This window comes from Diplocloster modestus, from assembly GCF_019042245.1.
Lineage (GTDB): Bacteria > Bacillota > Clostridia > Lachnospirales > Lachnospiraceae > Diplocloster > Diplocloster modestus.
Genome location: NZ_JAHQCX010000002.1, coordinates 260,147 through 280,021 on the forward strand (window position 1 = coordinate 260,147; position 19,875 = coordinate 280,021).

Genomic DNA, 19,875 nt, shown 5'->3' on the forward strand with positions numbered 1-19,875 from the left:
ATTATGAGATCTCGCAGTGCTAAATCAGTTCGGAATATAATAATCGGTATCATAGATAAATTACTGCTTATTATACTGGGATTTACCACTAAAACACTTTTCATACGGCTTTTGGGCGCTGAGTATAATGGACTAAACGGCTTATATACAAATATTTTATCTGTTCTCTCGATCGCCGAACTCGGTGTAGGAAATGTTCTGACATTCACGCTCTATAAGGCGTTATTAACGAATGATAAAGAACGTATTGCAACTTTAACTCATTATTTTAAGCGAATTTACCGTTATATTGCCCTGGGAGTCGCGCTGGTTGGAGTCGCCCTGATTCCATTTTTACGATTTATCGTTAAAAGCTCTGTTCCGCTTTATGATGCCATTCTATACTATATTTTATTTTTATTAAATTCGGTAGTCTCCTACTTCGTTGTATATAAGACCACCGTGATTAAGGCAGACCAAAAAGAATATATCTATAACATCTGTGATTGTGCAGCGACTTTTACAATGTACGTTTTTCAGATCATTTATTTGATCTTCACTAAAAATTTTACCGGTTATTTAATTATTCAGGTTTTATGTACCATCGGTAAGAATGTAGTTTTAAACTATATAGCGAATAAAAATTATCCTTACTTAAAAGATAAATCACTCATTCGTCCTGAAATCATACGTGATATCAGAGTAGTTGAAAATATAAAGGCGACTTTTATCTATAAAGTTTCAGCTGTAGTAGTCAATAATACCGATAATATATTGATATCAATCATATTAGGAACCGTAGTCGTAGGTTACTATTCCAATTACAGTATCCTGATTATGTATGTTACTTCATTTATCACAATTATATCAAACGGAATCATAGCGAGCCTTGGTAATCTGAATGCCGAAGATAACCATCTGAATTCTTATAATATGTTTAGAAACTTATGTTTTGCTTATAACTGTATCACTTTATTTTGTACTGCATGTTTCGCAAGTATTATTCAGGAATTTGTACCAATATGGATAGGGAACCAATATGTCCTGCCCAATTCAAATGTTATTGTTATTCTGTTTCTTTTCTACGTAACAACGACCACCTCACCTGTATGGATGTTCAGGGAAACCATGGGGTTATTTAAACAGGTACGTTTTATTATGATAGCGAATGCGATTCTTAACATTATTCTATCGATACTGCTGGGTATCTGGTATGGGCTGGCAGGTATTATCGGAGCAACCGTTCTTTCTAAACTGCTGACTGTGTTTTGGTTTGAACCATTAATATTATATAAATACAAATTTAATCAAAAACCTCAAGAATATTTTTTGACTCAATTAAGATTCTTTCTTACAGATATCATTATTATAGTTATATTAATTTTTGTGAATCATCAGTTGCCAAGTTCCTTACCCTGGTTCTTTTTAAAAGTTGTGATCTGTTGTATTGTTTGTACTACATCATTAATCGTCCTCTATAGAAAGAAACCAGAATTTATTTATTTTAAAAGTAAATTGATTTATAAAATTAAGAATAAATGATAGCGTTTACAGAGGAGGGAGAGCTTTGAATCGAATAAAATACGAGCTAAGGCGTATTAAAAATTATCTGTTCTTTCTGAAGAAGATTCGGATGCCAATAAATAAGCAAGAGAAAAAGATTTTTTATTTTGGTATTACTATGCATAATAATCTGGGAGATCAGGCGCAAAAATATTGTATTCGGAAATGGTTAAGTAAATATTATCCTGAAAGATTCGTCTACGAGATCCCATCGCGTATTATATATGATGAAAGATTTCATTATTTAGAACATTTGAAGAAAGTGGTTCAGCCAGATGATATGTTTGTTTTTCAAAGCGGTTATTGTACTCTTGATCTGGGACCTGCCTTTGAAGATAAAATGCACAGGATGGTAATTCAGGCTTTTCCTAACCAAAAGATGTTAATTTTTCCCCAGACGGTTTACTATCAGAAAGAAGAAAACCGGCAAAGAGCAATTCGTGAATATAATATTGCAAAGCACATGCTCTTTCTGGCTCGTGATCATATTTCATATGAAAGTGCTCTGAGTATGTTTGATAAATTGAAAGTTGAATTATTTCCGGATATTGTTACCTCTCTAATAGGCGCCTTCTCATTTGACTTTCAGAGAGAGGGGATACTAGTGTGTGCCAGAAATGACGCAGAAAAATTCTATACTTCACAGGATTTAGATAAGCTGATAGTTCATTTATCTCAAAAATATCATGTGGATTGTACCGATACGACATTACCGATCGATCCTTATTGGCTAGATCAAAATCTGGAGTACCGCCTTATAAAAGAATTTGAAAAATATGCCCGGTACAAATTAATTATTACGGACCGCTATCATGGGACTATATTTTCACTGATCGCGGGAACACCTGTGATTGTTATAAAAACCAATGACCATAAAGTCACTACCGGAGTGGATTGGTTTAAAGGTATCTATGACGGATATGTTTATCTGGCAGAAGATTTAGATTCTGTCAGACTACTGACAGATCAGATCATATGCAAAACATATACACATAGTTTGACGCCATATTTTAATGAAAAATATTATTCGAAACTGAAAGAAGTATTTGAAGACGTCACAATTTAATTTTATTAGGAGGCATGTACTATGTATACAGATATCAAGAGTGTTCAACTCCTTGTAGCCTTATTGAAAGAATACCATATACAAAATATCGTGTTATCCCCCGGCGGAAGCGATATCCCAATTATACATTCCATTGAAGAAGATCCCTATTTTCGGTGCTTTTCTGTAGTTGATGAACGCAGTGCCGCTTACTTTGCAATGGGAATTGCGCAGGAGACAAATAAGCCGGCAGCATGTGTGTGTACTTCCGGCACAGCGGCATGTAATTATTTACCCGGGATGACGGAAGCATATTATCAGGATGTACCGATTATTGCCATAACAGCTGATAAGAATCCATACTTTCAAGGACAGATCGAAACGCAGAAAATTGATCAGCAAAATATTTTTGAGGGAGTTTGTAAAAAATCTGTAAATCTGCCGGTTATTCATGATGAATTGGAATACTGGTACTGTGAACGTTTGATTTGTGAAGCCTTATTAGAAGTCAATCACAATGGTACTGGCCCGGTACATATTAATATCCCCATCACAGGCAGCACTTCTAATTATTATATAGAACATTTACCTAATGTAAAACCAATCCGGCTGGTATCCTATGGGGAACCGGATGATACATGGCTATCCTATGCCAAAACTTTATCTGAAGCTCAAAGGATATTGGTAGTAATCGGACAAAACGTCACTTTTACAGATCATGATATACAACAAATAGAAAAATTTTTCGAAAAGTATAATTGCGCCATCGCTGTAGAACATCTATCAAATTTAAGATGTAAAGGTGTGGTGGACAGCTATGCGGTTACGGAAACAACAGGGGGAAAATGTGATATTTCTCTGCTGCCGGATCTGGTCATTACATTAGGCAATAACCTATCAGCATACAATCTAAAAACATTCTTGCGTAAAAACAGAAAAAATATAAAACACTGGCAGATTGATGAGGCAGGGCGGGTTAGAGATGTTTATCAAAGTTTAACTACCATTTTTCAATGTTCTCCCGCTTATTTTTTTAAATTCTACAGTGATCATGCTTCTGAATCTATTAAGAATAGTCTCGAATACTATACGAATTGGAAGAATGCCGTTAACGCTATTAAAAAGCCTTCGTTTCCGTTCTCCAACTTTTATATTGCACAACAGCTGGCTTCTATTGTACCTGCAGGTTCCATCATGCATTTAGCTATTTTAAACAGTACGCGTATTCTGCAGTTTTTTCCATTAAGTAAAGGAGTAAAAGTTTACAGCAATACCGGAGCCTTGGGGATAGACGGCTGTTTGTCTGCTTTTTGCGGACAAGCTGCCGCAACTGATCAATTGGCCTTTTGCGTTATCGGGGATTTGAGCTTTTTCTATGATATGAATGCAGCGGGGATACGGCACAATGGTAAAAATATACGTATCATATTATTAAATAATGGCGGTGGATCTGAATTTCACTTTTTCATGGGCAAGAAGAATATTCCAACTATAAACGATTTTATATGTGCGGAACACCAAAAACAAGCAGCCGGCTGGATTGAATCACTCGGTTATCAATACTATACTGCAAGGAATAAAGAGGAGCTGGATCATATACTCCCCAAATTTGCTGAGATTTCAGACACACCTATGTTTTTAGAAGTTTTTACCGATATGGAAAATGACGCAGCACTGACGAATTCTTTTTATGACATGAATAAACCAGAGCCATCCGTTGGGGATAAGGCTCTTGCCGTGGCTAAAGGAGTTGCAAAAAAGATAATTGGTAAATATTAGGGGGGGAAAATGAAAATCAAAGATTTTTTGCGAAAAATCAAACATTTTTTTGTTATTGAACGGGTAAAACCAATTTGTATTCCAGTCGTTCAATCTGAGATGCTTATTGGTAAAACAGCTCTGATCATAGGTGGAACTGGCGGGATCGGGTTTGGTATTGCTAAGAGTTTTGTTCGCAGTGGATGTAAAGTGATTCTCAGCGGTACAAATTCCGATAAATTAGACATGTACAGAAAAAAACTGCCGGCTGATCAAACAAAAACAATAACACTGGATGTTTTAGATACTTCGGATATACACACTAAGATTCGTTCTGCTGCGAAAACTTTCGGCGAGGATGGACAAATTGATATCTTGGTATACAGTGCGGGCGTGCATGGCGGGATGAGATTCGAAGCGATTACGGAAGACGAATATGATGCCGTATTAGGTATCAATTTAAAGGGGATGTTTTTTGTTTGTCAGGAAGTTGCTTCGTATATGAAAGAGAATGGGATCAATGGCCACATATTAAATGTCGGATCTGCATCCGCATTAAAACCTGCAGGGACTCCGTATGAGATATCTAAGTGGGGAGTTCGGGGATTTACTCTGGGTTTATCCCGGGAACTGATCAAATACGGAATTACTGTGAACTGTATCGCCCCAGGGCCAGTTGCCACGTCAATGCTCAATTATCAGGAAGAAAAAGGGATCGCTATGCCGTCAAATCCCAGCAAGAGAATGGCTGTCCCTGAAGAAATCGGTAATCTTGCAGTATTTATGGTTAGCGATGCCGGAAAATTAATTGTTGGAGATTCTTATTATATTTCAGGTGGTTCCGGCACGATCTTAATAGATACATAGGGTTAAATCACTTCATAATGTAAGTAAGGGAGATCACATGCAATTATCTGTAACAGACAATAAAGATCTTTTTTCTCGAGAGGATACAAGCTTTTTCAAGGGGATCGCAGTTCTCATGTTACTGTTTATTCATTTGTTTTCTGAAAAAAGGGGGGATCTTTTTTTCTCTTTTATTCAGTTAAACGGGAATCCGCTCATCTCTTATTTGACATTACCTGGACAAATGGTAGTTTCCATTTTCCTGATTTTAAGTGGTTACGGATTGGCCCAAAGTAATCAAAAAAATGTAACAAATGGAATTATACAAAAATTAAAAAAGTCTTTTATCCGCATATTCAAGTTAATGAAGCTATATTGGTTTATTGGGATACTAAGTGGTATCGCTGTAACGTTTGGTGGATACATTTTGATTGGGGATATATATGATAATGTCTTTGAGATGATTATTGACCTTCTGGGACTTGCGTATCTGTTCAATGAACCAACTTTAAATACTGCTTGGTGGTATATGACTATCATAATAATAGCTTATCTGTTATTCCCAATAGGATACCGCCTCGTGAAAAGCCATCCCAAGCCAGTCTTTATTGGAACTAATATTGTGGTATTCATATTTTTGATTTTTTTCCGGCATGGCAGACAGGCTGGGGCTGCTGATTTTGTGATCTGGATCGTACCATTTATATGGGGTATTTATGCGTCTGAGTATCATATTTTTGAAAAAATAAGAAAAACAGCCATGCGAAAACGTATTAGACGTACCATTATTTTGTGTCTGCTCTTAATACCTCTGTTATTGCTTAAGCAAATACTTCATACTTATGTATTTGATGTTTATTTAGCCGTTTTAGAAATTTATATGCTATTAACATTAAAAGATTCGTTAAAAATAAACTTTCTGGAAAAATTCCTAATTTATTTAGGTAATAATTCTTACAGCATTTATTTATTTCATTCCATTTATATTTTATTCTTTCCTCAATTTGTTTACTGGTTGAAATACCCAATGCTGATTTTCCTCTATTTTTTAGGGGTATGTATTTTAACCGATAAAATTATTATGTTTCTATATTATAAAATGCGAAGAAGTATTTAATGGAAACCATGTCTTTTCAGTTTCTAAGAGAAGACATGGTTTTTCCATACTATCTATTCAAATAGTCTGTCTGGAATTTAAGTTATTTTTGAATGTTTTTAATAAATGCATCTACCGCACATTTAATAGATTCCACTCCCGAAATCGCCTGAATGGCATCTTCTCTCGATACTATAATATAGTCCGCACCCGGATACCGTGCATCAAAATAATAATCCGTTAATATTCGCAACATATTTTCATCTAAAATAAAATGATCGTACTTACTATGGATGGCCTGGTATAACGTCATAAGTTTGTGCGACCGCAAGGTATGCGTATAATCCCTGTCCAACATATAATTCTGTATGATATGCTTTAAATATCGTTCCGCAATATTCTGGGCGGTCACCGCAACGGGATTATAGCTATGCAGATCGTTAAGAATATTCTTTACTCCCTCTAAATACAAGTAATCGTTCTGCGCCGCTTCATAATATGAATCCATGTTTTTCATCCTTTCTGATGATTTTTCCGTATTTTCTAATATTATTCGTAAAAACAGATTGATCTGTTAGCAATACCTGTTCCGTATAAAATACAATATCTGTGGATACATTCAGGTCTTCTACCGCCTGATCTACTTTTTCACGGATAAGGGATCTAAACTGTCGGTCTATCAGTTTATTCTCCGTTACAATCAGCAGATCAATATCGCTGGACGTTTTTATTTTTCCGGTAACACAACTGCCATACAGGATAACATAGCGTAATCCTGCTATATCCATGGAATAAATCATCCGCACTGCGGCGTGGAGCCCTCTTTTGTATCTGTCCGGCAGAGGCAGTTTATCGATAGTAACACTTTCATGTTTAGCTTCCCCTTCTTTGACTGCCAATTATAATCAGCTCCTTTTTATCGTTATCTTCTATGATATTATACCAAATGCACCCTCTGTATACCATACCTTCTTATTTAGTTTATTAAGCGGATTTATGCGTAACATATCCTCGATCTCTTACATACTGAAGGATTTCTTCCTTCATTTCCCGTTCAAATGAAATACTCTTTGACATTATAACAATGAGTGAGAATCGTCAAGATACAAAACAAATCGTATCTTATGTTAAAACGTTCTGGAATTTCTTCAATATAATTACTTGTCTTTTTAAAAGTAAAATGCCCTCTCCAGGGGAATTAGCGAGAAGGCATTACGCAAAGATTGATAGATTAAGGTATCTATTATTATTTGTATCATAGATTGACGGGTTTGTATATCCCCTAAATATCGAAAAGTTTCTAAAGGATACTGCTTAAATAATTATATGTAAATAGTAGCAATTATTTGAAGGTCGATCAGAATTCACATAAGGGACTTTTATTCCATAATGACAATGGATGTTACATAGCATTGATAAGTGTTCGTATTATGAATAAGACTAAGAGCGAATTATTACTGCTGGAAAAAATTCAATACTATTTCTATACATAATACGTAATAACGGCTGAACACAAAACCTTTGGATTGAAAGGCGGGTAGCATGAATGAAAGAGCGAAAAGTACGTGTTTTGCGTATTATAGGACAGTGCAAGACTGGTGGAACCGAGACGATTGCTTTAAATTATTATAAGCATTTAAATCATAAGAAAATTGCAATGGACTTTCTTTTTTATGGAAACAGTCTGCCTCGTTTTAATGAAGTGCTCAGTCAAAATGGAGATTCTGTAATTAATGTAATCAATTATTCAGATAATCTTATAGAAAGCATAAAACAAATACGCGATGTAGTACAGAATGGATGTTACGATATTGTTCATGCGCAGCTTAATACTTTAAATTTGTTTCCATTGTTAGGTGCTTATTTAGGTGGAGCAAAAATTCGTATTGCAGCGAATCATTCCACAGCTAATTTAAAGTATGAACCCCAAAAAACAATTATTAAATATATATTGCGGTCAACAGCAGGAATTTTCGCCACACACTATGCAGCATGTTCAGAATATGCAGGTAGTTGGTGTTTTGGGAAGCAAAAGCTTCGAAAAGGAAAAATCAAAATAATTCACAATGCTATTGATCTGAAAGAATTTAATTATACTGACGAGACAAGAAACAAAGTCAGATCGGATATGAAATGGAAAGATCGCTTTGTAATTGGACATGGCGGCCGATTTACAGAACAAAAAAATCACAAGTTTATCATCAAAATTTTTTCGTATATACATAAGAAGTGTCCATATGCATTGTTGATTTTTGCGGGAGAAGGACATTTAATGGATGAAATTAAGGAACTTGTACATAAGTTGGGGTTGGATGACAATATCCAATTTCTTGGCGTACGCTTTGATATGAATGAGTTAATGCAGGGCATGGATGTATTTTTATTTCCATCTTTGTATGAAGGATTAGGAAATGTAATTACTGAAGCCCAGGCAGTTGGGTTAATTTCTGTTGTTTCCGATGTTGTTCCAAGCGAAGTAAAGATGACGGAATTAGTCAATTTCTTATCCTTAAATGATTCCGCTGATATATGGGCCGAGAAGATCTTGTCTTATAAAGATGGTTATATAAGAAGAAATACACATCCGGATCTAACGGCCGCTGGATATGAAATAAAGTCTGCGTCCAAAGATCTAGAAAACTATTATATTTCGCTTGTATAATGGAGGAATTTATGAGTATATATACAGCTTTGAGAACCGTTTATTTAAAGCTTTACAAAAAAGGTATGTTAAATTTTTTGCCGGACACGGTGTTTGTTCCTTTTATTTACAGAATGTCAACAGGTAAGAAACTTAATCTTTCTAATCCCGTGACATTTAACGAAAAAGTGCAGTGGCTTAAATTGAACGATCATAATCCCTTATACGTCCAATTAGTAGACAAATATGCTGTTCGTGAATATATTGCGAAAATAATAGGCAATCAGTTTCTTATTCCGTTAATTGGCAAGTGGAGCAGGGTTGAAGATATAGATTTTGAAAAGCTTCCGAATGAATTTGTATTAAAATGCAATCACGATTCCGGGGGAATTGTAATTTGTAAAGATAAAAAGACACTGGATATTAAGTCTGCTAAAAAGAAGCTTGAGGATCATTTAAAGCGAAATCATTATTATATGAGCCGTGAATGGGCATATAAAAATGTAATTCCCTGTATTATCTGTGAAAAATATATGGTTGATAATAAGACACAGGATCTGCGGGATTACAAGTTTTTTTGCTTTAACGGTGTTCCTAAATTTATTCAAGTTGATTTTAATCGCTTTGCCGGGCACAAAAGAAATCTGTATACACTGGATTGGAAATTAATTGACATCACCATCAAGTGCCCTAATGATTCTAACGCAAATATTGAAAAGCCAGCTAATCTGAATGAGATGATTGAAATAGCGAAAGAGCTTTCAAAAGGGTTACCGGAAGTTCGAATAGATCTGTATTCGGTTAATGGTAAAACGTACTTTGGAGAACTAACCCTCTATCATGGGGGAGGAATTGAGAAATTTAGTTCGGATGAGTTCGCTCAAGAAATGGGGTCATGGATTGATTTGAGTTTAGCATATAAAGGAGATATAAGATAAATAAGATTGAACAGAATGCTGTTCATCCGTATCTATAGATACGGATGAACGTACCCATGGAGGAAAAAATGAGTACAGTTTATTTGGAACACCGGCCGAATTCATCATACCCTTATAAAGAATATGGACCAGCATGCATGTATCCTGAGTATAAATACGGTGAAGATACCATACAAGAAAAAAATGATATTTATGACATGGTTCGAAATTGCCTTTTTGGTTTAGAGTTGGACTTAGATAATTATGGAACAGCTAAATGGAATCCACTCGGTAAATATATAAAACCGGGTGATTGCGTCCTAATCAAACCGAATTGGGTTATGCATTTCAATGGGGCGAAGCATGTAACAGAAAATGCATTGGAATGTCTGGTGACACACCCCTCATGCCTGAGAGCGATTTGTGACTATTGCCTTATTGCATTAAAAGGCACTGGTCTAGTAATCATTGGAGATGCCCCAATGCAGGACTGTGATTTATCGTTTTTGCTAGATAAGGCTCATTTTAATAATATCTTACTTTTTTATAAGGCCCACGGACAATCTGTTACTTTTATGGATTTTCGTAAATATCAGACTACCTTTGATCACAATAAAGTAATCATAGATAAGATCTACCAAAGTGGTGAAGCTACAAACGTTGATATGGGAAGTCTTTCGATGCATGAAAAGAAAAGCGGTAAAAGAATATATCAGGTAGATAACTATAATAGAGATGAGACTAGTAATTACCATGGTGAAAAACGCCATATATACTCAATAAATAAAGATGTATTAAATGCAGATGTAATCATTAATTTCTGTAAACCTAAATCTCACCGTTTAGCCGGATTTACAGCGGCCATGAAAAATATGGTAGGTATTGCATATAATAAAGCGTCTTTGCCACATCGTGTAGAAGGTTCGGTAGAAGAAGGCGGCGATGCGTATTTGAACAAGAGTCGTATAAAGCAAAGGATCGACCATATTCTAGACCGAAAGCTCAAGCATGAAGACGAACATAATATATTTTTAGCTACAATTGATCGATATATTTATGGCGCGCTGCTTCTTCTAGAAAGAAAGTTCGGAAAAGATCCATATATTAAAGGCATATGGTATGGAAATGACACCATTTGGCGCACAGTTATGGACTTAAATTACATCGAAAGATACGCGGATAAAAATGGAATATTGCAGAAGAAACCACAACGAAAAATTTTAAACTTTGCTGATATGGTTATAGCGGGTCATCATAATGGACCATGTCAGCCAGAACCAAAGGAGATGGGAATCATTATGGCAGGTGAAGATGCGGTTGCAATGGATTTAGCTATCTGTAAGATAATTGGATTTCCTGATGAAAAAATTCCAATGGTTAGAAGTATTCGAAATCATGAGGCAGATTATTTGTTTGGTCATGATTATGAAAATATAAATATTGTATCAAATTGTATGGAATATGTAGGCGATTTAGAGGGACTGCAATTTCCGGTGCAGTGGAGATATCAACCGCATGACTCATGGGCGGAAAGCCTAAAATAGTATTAAAAAGGGGAAGACATGGATATACAAAAGTTAATCAAACCTAAGAATATACTGGTAATTGGAGATGTAATGATTGATACATATTATCGCGGTAATGTGCGGCGCATCTCACCGGAGGCGCCGGTACCCGTTTTCCATAAAGTGAAAGAATACAGCGTATTGGGCGGTGCCGCCAATGTCGCAGCTAATTTAACAGCTGCCGGCCAGCATGCAGCGATCATGTCCGTCATTGGAAATGACTCAGCTGGAAAACATTTATGTGATCTTTTTTCCGCTGCCGGAATTGACTACGAATTTTTAATGAGGAAAACGACACGAACTACTACAGTTAAAACCAGATTAGTAGGACAAAATCATCAGCAGCTGCTAAGAGTTGATGACGAAGATGCACAGTTAATTTCTGCCGAAGACGAAAGTGATCTTATACAGGTATTATTAGAAGGTATTTCCCATTATGATTTAGTCATATTATCAGACTATTTGAAAGGATTGTTTACTCTGGATTTTACCCAGAAAGTCCTGAAACTTTGCAGGGATTATGGTATCGCCGTCATTATAGATGTGAAAGATACCGCCGTGGAAAAGTATGATGGAGCGTTTCTTCTGAAACCAAACAGAAAAGAACTCCATGCATTGACACAATTACCGGTGGACTCAATTAATGATATAAAAGAGGCATCGTTTGCCCTTTGCAGCAAATGCCATGCTGAATATGTCTTAACTACCTGCGGCGCAGATGGAATGGTACTGGTCGCCAAAGATAAAAGTTTCAGTAAAATAGATTGTGTATCCAGGGAAGTATATGATGTTACAGGGGCAGGTGATACCGTAATTGCATATTTAGCGGCTGGCTTAGCGAACCATCTGAGTATGGATATTTCGTTGCAGATTGCCAATGCAGCGGCTGGAATCCAGGTGTCAAAGGTGGGAACCTCTTCTGTTAGCGTCGGGGAAGTAGAACGATATTTCCAGGAAGAAACTATTTGCCGTAGTTCTAAAATAATTGACCGGACGCAAGTGCAAAATCTCAGGAATAAATACCAGGATAAGAAGATTGTATTTACGAACGGTTGTTTTGACCTGCTCCATATTGGACATGTCCGATATTTGCAAGAAGCGGCTAAACTGGGAGAAATTCTAATTATCGGCGTTAACAGCGACAGCTCCGTAAGAAGGCTTAAAGGCGAGAACCGGCCTGTTAATAATCAAACGGATCGGATGGAGATACTTGCGGCGTTGGAATATGTAGATTATGTGGTACTGTTCGATGAAGATACGCCTTTGGAGTTGATAAAAGAAGTGCAGCCTGATTTTTTGGTTAAAGGCGGCGATTATAGACCGGATGAAGTGGTAGGCAGAGATATTGTAGAGGCAAGGGGCGGCTGCTTGAAGTTAATTCCTTTCATAGACGGGATATCGACATCGGAAATCATAAAAAAAATTAATGATCCATCGAAAGGACTGATGAAATGATCGAACTGATACAGCAAAGACTGCGGGAAAGTATCGCGGTGAAAGAACTTGTGATTTCGAACCAGGAACTGACAGAAGCCATTTCCTCATTGTCATGCGAGATTAAGACTATACTTCTTAATGGCGGAAAGCTTATTTTATGTGGAAATGGAGGTTCTGCATCAGACGCGTTACATATGGCAGGTGAGATCGTGGGACGTTTCCAGAAAGAGCGGGAGCCATGGCCTGCAATTGTCTTAAACGCCGATATCGCAACTATGACAGCGATCTCCAACGATTACGGGTACGACAATATATATAGCCGTCAGGTTAAAGGGTTTATGACAGACAAAGATATGTTGCTCGGGATCAGCACAAGCGGTAACTCTGAAAATATATATCAGGCTATAAAAGAAGCTGGAAGAATTGGAGGAAAAACAGCAGCGCTGCTAGGCAGGGATGGCGGAAAAATAAAAGAGTGTGTAGACAATCCTATTGTGGTTCCGTGTAGTGTAACAGCCAGGGTCCAGGAATGCCATATAACGATTATTCACATCCTGTGTGAATTAATAGAACTTGACAACTAATATACGCATGTATGGAGGAAAAAATGATCGTAGTAACCGGCGGGGCAGGCTTCATAGGAAGCTGCCTGATAAGAGAATTAAATGATAAAGGGATTGACGAGATCCTCATTGTTGATAATATAGCTTCAACGGATAAATGGATGAATATTCGGAACAAAAAATATGTTGATTATATAAACAAAAATGATTTTATGGATAAACTTCCTAGCTATAGCGGCATTTCGCATATCATTCATCTGGGTGCCTGTTCGTCGACAACGGAACGTAATTTTGATTATTTGTGGAATAACAATTTCGAATTTACAAAAGCTTTATGGAATTATTGTACAGAAAAACAGTTGAGTTTTATATATGCAAGCTCCGCATCTACCTACGGTGACGGAAGCCAGGGTTTCGATGATACCATGAATATCGACACGCTGCTTCCACTAAATGGGTACGGTTATACCAAACAGCTTTTTGACCTGTGGGTAAAAAAGCAAGTAAATTGTCCGCCCCAATATATCGGACTTAAATTCTTTAATGTTTATGGACCCAACGAATATTTTAAAGGCAGTATGTCCAGTATGGTCTATCACGGATATCGGCAAATAAAAGAAAATGGTGAAATCCGTTTATTTAAATCATATCATCCACGGTATAAGGATGGCGGACAGCTAAGGGATTTTATCTATGTAAAAGATGTGTGTAAGGTGATACTTTGGCAGCTGGACCATCCACAGGTCAGCGGTTTATTTAACGTTGGAACCGGACAGGAACGCAGTTTTTATGATCTTGCTAAGGCGGCCTTTTCTGCACTAGATTTAAATCCAGTTATTAACTATATCGATATGCCGCAGCCGTTGAAAGAAAAATACCAATATTTTACAAAGGCTAAAATGGAAAAATTAAGACATGCAGGTTTCGACTTCGATTTTTGCTCAATTGAGGAAGGGGTTTCGGATTACATACAAAATTATCTAGACAAGAATTTTGCCATTTATTAAAGGAGACCTGACGCTATCCATGAAGAAATTAGATTTCATAAAAATTTTAGCTTTCAGTATCCGAAGCTGCCTGAATAAGAGAAATAAAAGTGAAAAAGGCGGTAAGATCATAATTATATTCGGCGGAATCATTGGGGATAGCTTGGTTTTTATGGATGCACTCATCGCAATGCAGAACTATTATTGCAAAGAAGGAAAATCTATTACACTCGTATGCAGGAAGGCGGTAGCCAGTTTTCTCAAATCCGTTAGAAATGATTTGCAGGTCGAAATGCTAGGTATTGATCCCGAATTATTCATAAGTGATTACCGTTATTTTCTTGATATGGTTCAAACGCTGAACAGCCAAAAATGGGAGCTGTTGATTTCCCCTTTTAAATCAAAGATGGCTGAATTGATTGCTATGAATACCAACGCAGTTCATAAACTGGAAATGCGCCAGGAATTTGGCAGCCGTTTCTTTTCAATTGAAAAAATACTGAATAAAGCAGCTTATAACCATACGATTATCATAGAACGGGATTGTATGGCATTTAAATGTTATCGGATTTTACTTAATAAATTGGGAATAACCGATTATAGTGCCAAGCTTTCCTGCTTGCCATCCTATAAGGTTAAATATGATTTTGCAGCAAAAAATAAATACTGTGTGGTATGTCCAACCTCCAGTGAAGCGGCCAAGAGTTGGGAGTTGGAAAAATTTTGCGGATTGATTCAATATATAACAGAATATTATAATTTGGACATTTACCTGTGTGGCGGACCCGAAGACAGTGAATTCCGTGAATTATTAAAATCGAAAATCCAATTGCCGGACAGACTTTATGACTATATAGGAAACACCAGTTTTAACGAATGGGTGGAGTTAATCCGTCATGCCGTTGTGTGTATCGGAAATGACAGTGCAAGTATCCATATATCGGCATTTACACAGACACCATCCATATGTATTACGCCAGGATTCTTCTATGGTTTTATGCAGCCCTATGATCTGGATATTGTAACGGAACAGGATGTACTGCCAACATGTGTTTATGCCGAAAAAGCATGCTTTGGCTGTTGCCTGAAAGATGGGAAAAGATGTGCCGGTAACAAAGAATGCCTTGAAAATGTACGCAAAGGAGGTAAATATCTTTGTATACGGGATATAGCGTTAAACCAAGTTATTACAGCTTTAGATAAAGTGATTTAAGTTACTGGAGGGATGGAATTTGCGATATGGTGAAGCTATCAATTATTACGGTATGTAAAAACGCGGAGAATACAATTGAAAAAACAATTCTTTCTGTATTAAACCAAACTTTTCAGGATTATGAGTACATTGTTATAGACGGAAATTCTACAGACCGCACTTTAGATATCATTAAAAGATATGAAAATGAATTTATATGCAAAAAAATACACATAAGAGTGGTGTCTGAACCTGATCACGGAATTTATGACGCCATGAACAAAGGTGCTGCCCAATCGGAAAGTATCTGGCTTATGTTTCTAAATGCAGATGATGTGTTGGCCTCTGACCGTGTACTGGATCTTATATTCATGCAGTGTAAAAAGGACAGTGATATTTTGTTTGGAAATACGAGGATATTTTCTAAAATAGATCACTACGATTATGTACAGATTCCTAAAGCTGCAAACATGAATAAGGAAATCTTGGTCAGAATGCCCTTTATTCACCAATCATCGCTTATTAAAAAGAATGTTTTTTTGAACTATATTTTTGATACCGGCTATTTATATGGTGCAGATTATAAAGTATTTCTTAATGCTTTCCTGGATCGTGCTGTATTTCAATATGTGGATGTAATTATATCAAATTATTCGAATGATGGGGTAAGTGGACAGGCAAGCAATTCCTTATGTGAATACCGCAAGATTAAAAAGGAAGCCAATCTTTATCGACGGATCAGTATCGGCAATAAAATCTATTGTATATACGCCGGCATTTGGATCTGGGTCCGGAGGATCGCAAAGAGGAATAAGATAATCTTAAAAATTTTCATTAAACGCCAACATAGGAGATTCCAATGAAATCTTCATTAAGTATAAATTATAAAATTTGGCTAAAATATATTGCAGTTTTAATGACTGTACTACTGTCAAAAACTGTAGTTTGGGGTATGCAGTACGAATATCCGGTAACCGGGCTGGCTATTTTAAGCGCTGCTATAGTGTTTGCATTTGAGAAGAAAATTAATATAAAAAATTTACTTCAATTCTTATTGTTAAGTGGATTATTTCTATTAAATATTATCCTGCATCTGGAAGCATTAGACGCTAATCTGATATTATATAGCTTAAAAAGAATCGCTTATTGTTTTCTGGCTTTGTTGATCGTCAGTAATATCAGCAGAATTACATTTTGTAAGTTATATACAAATATAATGTATTACATGAGTTGGTGCAGCCTGTTTTTTCTATCCATTAAAATCTTTTTTCCGGGATTAATAGGGAAAATATCTTATTCATTTAAAGGCTCATTAATATATGCCAGCTATATTTGTAATCCATTCTATACGTTCAACCGTGGGGATTTCAGTGAAATCAGAAACTATGGCCCATTTTGGGAACCCGGTGCTTTTCAGGGCTTTATTGTGATTGCCCTCTTAGGTTTATTTGTCTGTCAGAAAGAATTGAAAAATTCCAAAAGGAAACTCATTATCCTATTTATAACTTTGATTTCCACACAGTCTACCACTGGTTATATTGGTGTTATTATTATTATCATAGCATTCTATAAAGATATAGAAACAATATTGGGACTAAGGGATGGTAAACAACTTCGGAAATTAATAGGGGTAGTGATTATGCTTATGGCTGTCGGATTTATATGGAACTCCGGCATCATAACAACAAAGCTTTTTACCGAAAATTCATCAAAAACAGACCGATTCCATGATTTGATTGCTGCTATAGAAACATGTAAAGTACACCCTTTCATCGGGTTTGGATCTTTCGACTTATCGGAAGAATATTACAAAAGTATGGGCGGCGCCACTTCAACCGCTTCTCTGTTATCCATTTGGTATACATTCGGGTTCGGTTTTTTCACCCTATATATTGGTCTGTTGCTCAAGGGCTTAATCAGTTTATTTGATTTTCATAAGTTAAAAATGGCCGCGGTGTTTTTACTGTTTTTGATTTTATATTTTACAGAAGAGGTCTATATTTTACCCTTATATTTTTGTTTTCTTTTTACCTTCCATGGAGGAAATGCTAAAAATGCTAAAATTATTATGCAAGATAAAGGAAGCTCTTTATAACAAAATATTGCATGCCGCAGCCATTCATAATTTAAAGAGAACGGATGTGAATCCTGGGGACGAAAATACGATTATTATTGTCAAGATGGATGCCATTGGTGACATGGTGCTGTATTTTGAAAATATCCGTATGATACAAAATTATTATAGTAACTTTAAAATTATTCTGATCTGCCAAACCTGCAATAATGAAATAGTCCGCTATTTCTTTCCGGAAATAGAAGTTGTCCCTGTAGGCATAATCACCATAAATCAAATTCTGTTTTGTAAAGGATTTGTTCAACGCCTGAAGAAGTTGTCCGGCGGCCTCTTAATTCAGCCCGTATACAATAGAACCGATCTTATAGAATTTATTGCATCCTGTGTCATGGCCCCAAAAAGGATAACGATTGACGGAAATAATAGAAAATCCAAAAAAATCGACCAATATTATCAAGTGATTAAAACAGAAAAAGAAACGATCATGATGTTTCAAAGGAACAAAGAATTTCTGGAAAAGTTGTGGAATAAAGATTTGGTTGCAGTACGTTTCCTGCCAGAACAAAGTTTGAGGTCTAAAAAAGAATATGTTGTCATTTCACCAGGGGGAAATATAAACGGAAAAAGATGGCCGATTGATAAATTTGCAGCTGTAATTCAATATATCACAAAGACATACCACATAGCATGTCTTTTATGCGGCAGCTCCTCTGAACATAACATTTGTTCGGAATTACTAAGTAAAACAGAAGCCTGTAAAGTAAAAAATCTTGCCGGCGCCACCTCTTTAATTGAAATGATAGAGATGATTCGCGGTGCGGTATTATATATAGGTAATGATTCGGCCGGTATCCATATTGCAGCAATGTATCAGATTCCGAGTATATGCATTCGTCCTGGTTATTATAAGGGCCAGTTTTTACCCTACATAGAGGATGTAGAAATCGGCCAGGAACCGGAGGTACTTTATAAAAACTTGCCATGTTGTGGGTGTAATGCAAAATACCGTTATCGCACTTGGGATTGTATTAGGAGAGGTTTATGCGGACAAAGCTATCCATGTGTAGATGCCATATCAGAAAAAGAAGTAATAGATATCGTTGATGCACTGTTAAAAGAATAAGCGAAAGGGGTATCTTAAGTTGGATAAAAATCCGTCTGAAAAAATTGGTATCATGACCTGGTTTTATGCCATGAATTATGGCGCCAGGGCTCACGCCTTTGCACTGCAAAAAATGGTCCAATCATTGGGGTATGAATGTGAATTTGTGAACTATAGATCTCCTCAAATAGCCAAAATGGAGCTAAGGACCTGTCTTAGTAAAAATTTTAGATATATGGTTACTCAAACATTAAAGCTGCTTCGGTTCCGCCTTTCTTCGGACAGACTGTATAAGGGGAAAAAAGTACTCAGAATTTCCAAGTTATCGATGAATGATTATAAAACGATAATTCTTGGAAGTGATGAAATATTCAATCTGATTCATCCTTCATTTGATAAAGTCTATTTTGGAGTGGGAATCTCCCCTGATATTTCGCTTATTACCTACGCTGTAAGCTGTGGTCAGATGGGAAAGACTGATAAATATCCGAATGAAATAAGTTCGAATATAATGAGATATAGACATATTTCCGTCAGGGATCAGTGGACAAAGGAAATTCTGGAACCATATATTATTGATAAAAATATTGAATTGGTTCTTGACCCTACTTTTTTAATAGATTTTAGCGGTAAGGATTCTGGCTTATTTTCGGCGCAGCATTATCTGCTCGTTTACGCATTTAGTGAATTCAGTCCAGATACTATTTTACAAATAAAAGAATATGCAAATAAAAATGATCTTAAGATTATACGTATAGGACATCATTGCAGCTGGGCGGATAAATGTTATCCATTTGCCAGCCAAAATATGTGGTATGAAGCTTTTCAATATGCGGACACGGTTGTGACGGATTCTTTCCACGGAGTGATATTTGCTATTAAAAATCAAAAGCCCATAGTTATTATTTCAAAAAATGATAAAACAAATAAAATCCTAAATCTATTGGAGATGCTGCAAATCACACTTGATTTTTATGACGGCCAATTGACAATAGATGATTATTTGAGAAATTCCGTAGATTATTGTAATGTTTTTAAAATTATTGAGAAGCTTAAAAAGAAATCTATTCAGTATTTACGTTTTTCATTGTCTGAAAAATGAAGGATAACA

At 36.2% G+C, this 19,875-nt stretch carries 18 protein-coding genes; 16 read left to right on the forward strand and 2 right to left on the reverse strand.

Going from position 1 to position 19,875, the window contains the following annotated elements; all coding sequences use genetic code 11:
- Positions 1 to 3: 3 nt before the first annotated feature.
- From KTH90_RS04035 to KTH90_RS04055, 5 genes are read left to right on the forward strand one after another with little or no spacing between them, the layout of a single operon-like run.
- Positions 4 to 1,521: a lipopolysaccharide biosynthesis protein gene (locus KTH90_RS04035; RefSeq protein WP_238726288.1), complete on the forward strand. Its 1,518-nt coding sequence runs from the start codon at positions 4 to 6 to the stop codon at positions 1,519 to 1,521.
- 25 nt (positions 1,522 to 1,546) lie between these two features.
- Positions 1,547 to 2,608, forward strand: coding sequence for a polysaccharide pyruvyl transferase family protein (locus KTH90_RS04040; RefSeq protein WP_238726289.1), 1,062 nt, complete (start codon positions 1,547 to 1,549; stop codon positions 2,606 to 2,608).
- Positions 2,609 to 2,629: 21 nt separating this feature from the next.
- The gene (gene menD, locus KTH90_RS04045; protein WP_238726290.1) at positions 2,630 to 4,366 is read left to right on the forward strand and encodes a 2-succinyl-5-enolpyruvyl-6-hydroxy-3-cyclohexene-1-carboxylic-acid synthase; all 1,737 of its coding nucleotides are present in this window, start codon (positions 2,630 to 2,632) and stop codon (positions 4,364 to 4,366) included.
- 9 nt (positions 4,367 to 4,375) lie between these two features.
- A complete protein-coding gene (locus tag KTH90_RS04050; protein WP_238726291.1) occupies positions 4,376 to 5,212 on the forward strand; it encodes an SDR family NAD(P)-dependent oxidoreductase in 837 nt (278 codons plus the stop codon).
- 37 nt (positions 5,213 to 5,249) lie between these two features.
- Positions 5,250 to 6,308 (forward strand): acyltransferase family protein, encoded by a 1,059-nt coding sequence (locus KTH90_RS04055; protein ID WP_238726292.1) that lies wholly within the window; start codon positions 5,250 to 5,252, stop codon positions 6,306 to 6,308.
- An 82-nt stretch (positions 6,309 to 6,390) separates the two neighbouring features.
- Here KTH90_RS04055 and KTH90_RS04060 read toward each other — a convergent pair whose 3' ends face one another.
- Positions 6,391 to 6,795, reverse strand: a complete 405-nt coding sequence (locus KTH90_RS04060; RefSeq protein WP_238726293.1) for a HEPN domain-containing protein — start codon at positions 6,793 to 6,795, stop codon at positions 6,391 to 6,393.
- Positions 6,779 to 7,186 carry a nucleotidyltransferase domain-containing protein gene (locus tag KTH90_RS04065; protein WP_238726294.1) on the reverse strand — a complete coding sequence of 136 codons (408 nt, stop codon included), beginning with the start codon at positions 7,184 to 7,186 and terminating at the stop codon, positions 6,779 to 6,781. The genes KTH90_RS04060 and KTH90_RS04065 overlap by 17 nt, the downstream gene beginning before the upstream one ends.
- Positions 7,187 to 7,833: 647 nt before the next feature.
- Between KTH90_RS04065 and KTH90_RS04070 the strand changes: the two genes are divergently transcribed.
- From KTH90_RS04070 to KTH90_RS04120, 11 genes are all read left to right on the forward strand, one after another.
- Positions 7,834 to 8,949 (forward strand): glycosyltransferase, encoded by a 1,116-nt coding sequence (locus KTH90_RS04070; protein ID WP_238726295.1) that lies wholly within the window; start codon positions 7,834 to 7,836, stop codon positions 8,947 to 8,949.
- Positions 8,950 to 8,960: 11 nt separating this feature from the next.
- Positions 8,961 to 9,866 carry an ATP-grasp fold amidoligase family protein gene (locus KTH90_RS04075; RefSeq protein WP_238726296.1) on the forward strand — a complete coding sequence of 302 codons (906 nt, stop codon included), beginning with the start codon at positions 8,961 to 8,963 and terminating at the stop codon, positions 9,864 to 9,866.
- A 68-nt stretch (positions 9,867 to 9,934) separates the two neighbouring features.
- The gene (locus KTH90_RS04080; RefSeq protein WP_238726297.1) at positions 9,935 to 11,389 is read left to right on the forward strand and encodes a DUF362 domain-containing protein; all 1,455 of its coding nucleotides are present in this window, start codon (positions 9,935 to 9,937) and stop codon (positions 11,387 to 11,389) included.
- A gap of 18 nt (positions 11,390 to 11,407) precedes the next feature.
- On the forward strand, positions 11,408 to 12,865 hold the full coding sequence (rfaE2, locus tag KTH90_RS04085) for a D-glycero-beta-D-manno-heptose 1-phosphate adenylyltransferase (RefSeq protein ID WP_238726298.1): 1,458 nt from the start codon (positions 11,408 to 11,410) through the stop codon (positions 12,863 to 12,865).
- On the forward strand, positions 12,862 to 13,431 hold the full coding sequence (locus tag KTH90_RS04090) for a D-sedoheptulose-7-phosphate isomerase (protein WP_238726299.1): 570 nt from the start codon (positions 12,862 to 12,864) through the stop codon (positions 13,429 to 13,431). The genes rfaE2 and KTH90_RS04090 overlap by 4 nt, the downstream gene beginning before the upstream one ends.
- A 23-nt stretch (positions 13,432 to 13,454) precedes the next feature.
- On the forward strand, positions 13,455 to 14,417 hold the full coding sequence (gene rfaD, locus KTH90_RS04095) for an ADP-glyceromanno-heptose 6-epimerase (RefSeq protein WP_238726300.1): 963 nt from the start codon (positions 13,455 to 13,457) through the stop codon (positions 14,415 to 14,417).
- Between the two features lie 19 nt (positions 14,418 to 14,436).
- Positions 14,437 to 15,609, forward strand: coding sequence for a glycosyltransferase family 9 protein (locus tag KTH90_RS04100; RefSeq protein WP_238726301.1), 1,173 nt, complete (start codon positions 14,437 to 14,439; stop codon positions 15,607 to 15,609).
- A 26-nt stretch (positions 15,610 to 15,635) separates the two neighbouring features.
- Positions 15,636 to 16,451: a glycosyltransferase family 2 protein gene (locus tag KTH90_RS04105; protein ID WP_238726302.1), complete on the forward strand. Its 816-nt coding sequence runs from the start codon at positions 15,636 to 15,638 to the stop codon at positions 16,449 to 16,451.
- Entirely contained in the window at positions 16,448 to 17,683 is a 1,236-nt protein-coding gene (locus KTH90_RS04110; RefSeq protein ID WP_238726303.1) for an O-antigen ligase family protein, read from the forward strand. The genes KTH90_RS04105 and KTH90_RS04110 overlap by 4 nt, the downstream gene beginning before the upstream one ends.
- On the forward strand, positions 17,643 to 18,785 hold the full coding sequence (locus tag KTH90_RS04115; RefSeq protein WP_238726304.1) for a glycosyltransferase family 9 protein: 1,143 nt from the start codon (positions 17,643 to 17,645) through the stop codon (positions 18,783 to 18,785). Before KTH90_RS04110 ends, KTH90_RS04115 begins: the two co-directional genes overlap by 41 nt.
- A gap of 19 nt (positions 18,786 to 18,804) precedes the next feature.
- The gene (locus KTH90_RS04120; RefSeq protein ID WP_238726305.1) at positions 18,805 to 19,866 is read left to right on the forward strand and encodes a polysaccharide pyruvyl transferase family protein; all 1,062 of its coding nucleotides are present in this window, start codon (positions 18,805 to 18,807) and stop codon (positions 19,864 to 19,866) included.
- Positions 19,867 to 19,875: the final 9 nt, after the last annotated feature.

Excerpts from the sequence above, each read along its gene's own strand:
- KTH90_RS04035 (WP_238726288.1), top strand. The coding sequence starts at position 4 with ATGAGATCTCGCAGTGCTAAATCAGTTCGGAATATAATAATCGGTATC.
- menD (WP_238726290.1), top strand. The coding sequence starts at position 2,630 with ATGTATACAGATATCAAGAGTGTTCAACTCCTTGTAGCCTTATTGAAA.
- KTH90_RS04050 (WP_238726291.1), top strand. The coding sequence starts at position 4,376 with ATGAAAATCAAAGATTTTTTGCGAAAAATCAAACATTTTTTTGTTATT.
- KTH90_RS04055 (WP_238726292.1), top strand. The coding sequence starts at position 5,250 with ATGCAATTATCTGTAACAGACAATAAAGATCTTTTTTCTCGAGAGGAT.
- KTH90_RS04060 (WP_238726293.1), bottom strand. The coding sequence starts at position 6,795 with ATGGATTCATATTATGAAGCGGCGCAGAACGATTACTTGTATTTAGAG.
- KTH90_RS04070 (WP_238726295.1), top strand. The coding sequence starts at position 7,834 with ATGAAAGAGCGAAAAGTACGTGTTTTGCGTATTATAGGACAGTGCAAG.
- KTH90_RS04075 (WP_238726296.1), top strand. The coding sequence starts at position 8,961 with ATGAGTATATATACAGCTTTGAGAACCGTTTATTTAAAGCTTTACAAA.
- KTH90_RS04080 (WP_238726297.1), top strand. The coding sequence starts at position 9,935 with ATGAGTACAGTTTATTTGGAACACCGGCCGAATTCATCATACCCTTAT.
- rfaE2 (WP_238726298.1), top strand. The coding sequence starts at position 11,408 with ATGGATATACAAAAGTTAATCAAACCTAAGAATATACTGGTAATTGGA.
- KTH90_RS04090 (WP_238726299.1), top strand. The coding sequence starts at position 12,862 with ATGATCGAACTGATACAGCAAAGACTGCGGGAAAGTATCGCGGTGAAA.
- rfaD (WP_238726300.1), top strand. The coding sequence starts at position 13,455 with ATGATCGTAGTAACCGGCGGGGCAGGCTTCATAGGAAGCTGCCTGATA.
- KTH90_RS04100 (WP_238726301.1), top strand. The coding sequence starts at position 14,437 with ATGAAGAAATTAGATTTCATAAAAATTTTAGCTTTCAGTATCCGAAGC.
- KTH90_RS04105 (WP_238726302.1), top strand. The coding sequence starts at position 15,636 with ATGGTGAAGCTATCAATTATTACGGTATGTAAAAACGCGGAGAATACA.
- KTH90_RS04110 (WP_238726303.1), top strand. The coding sequence starts at position 16,448 with ATGAAATCTTCATTAAGTATAAATTATAAAATTTGGCTAAAATATATT.
- KTH90_RS04115 (WP_238726304.1), top strand. The coding sequence starts at position 17,643 with ATGCTAAAATTATTATGCAAGATAAAGGAAGCTCTTTATAACAAAATA.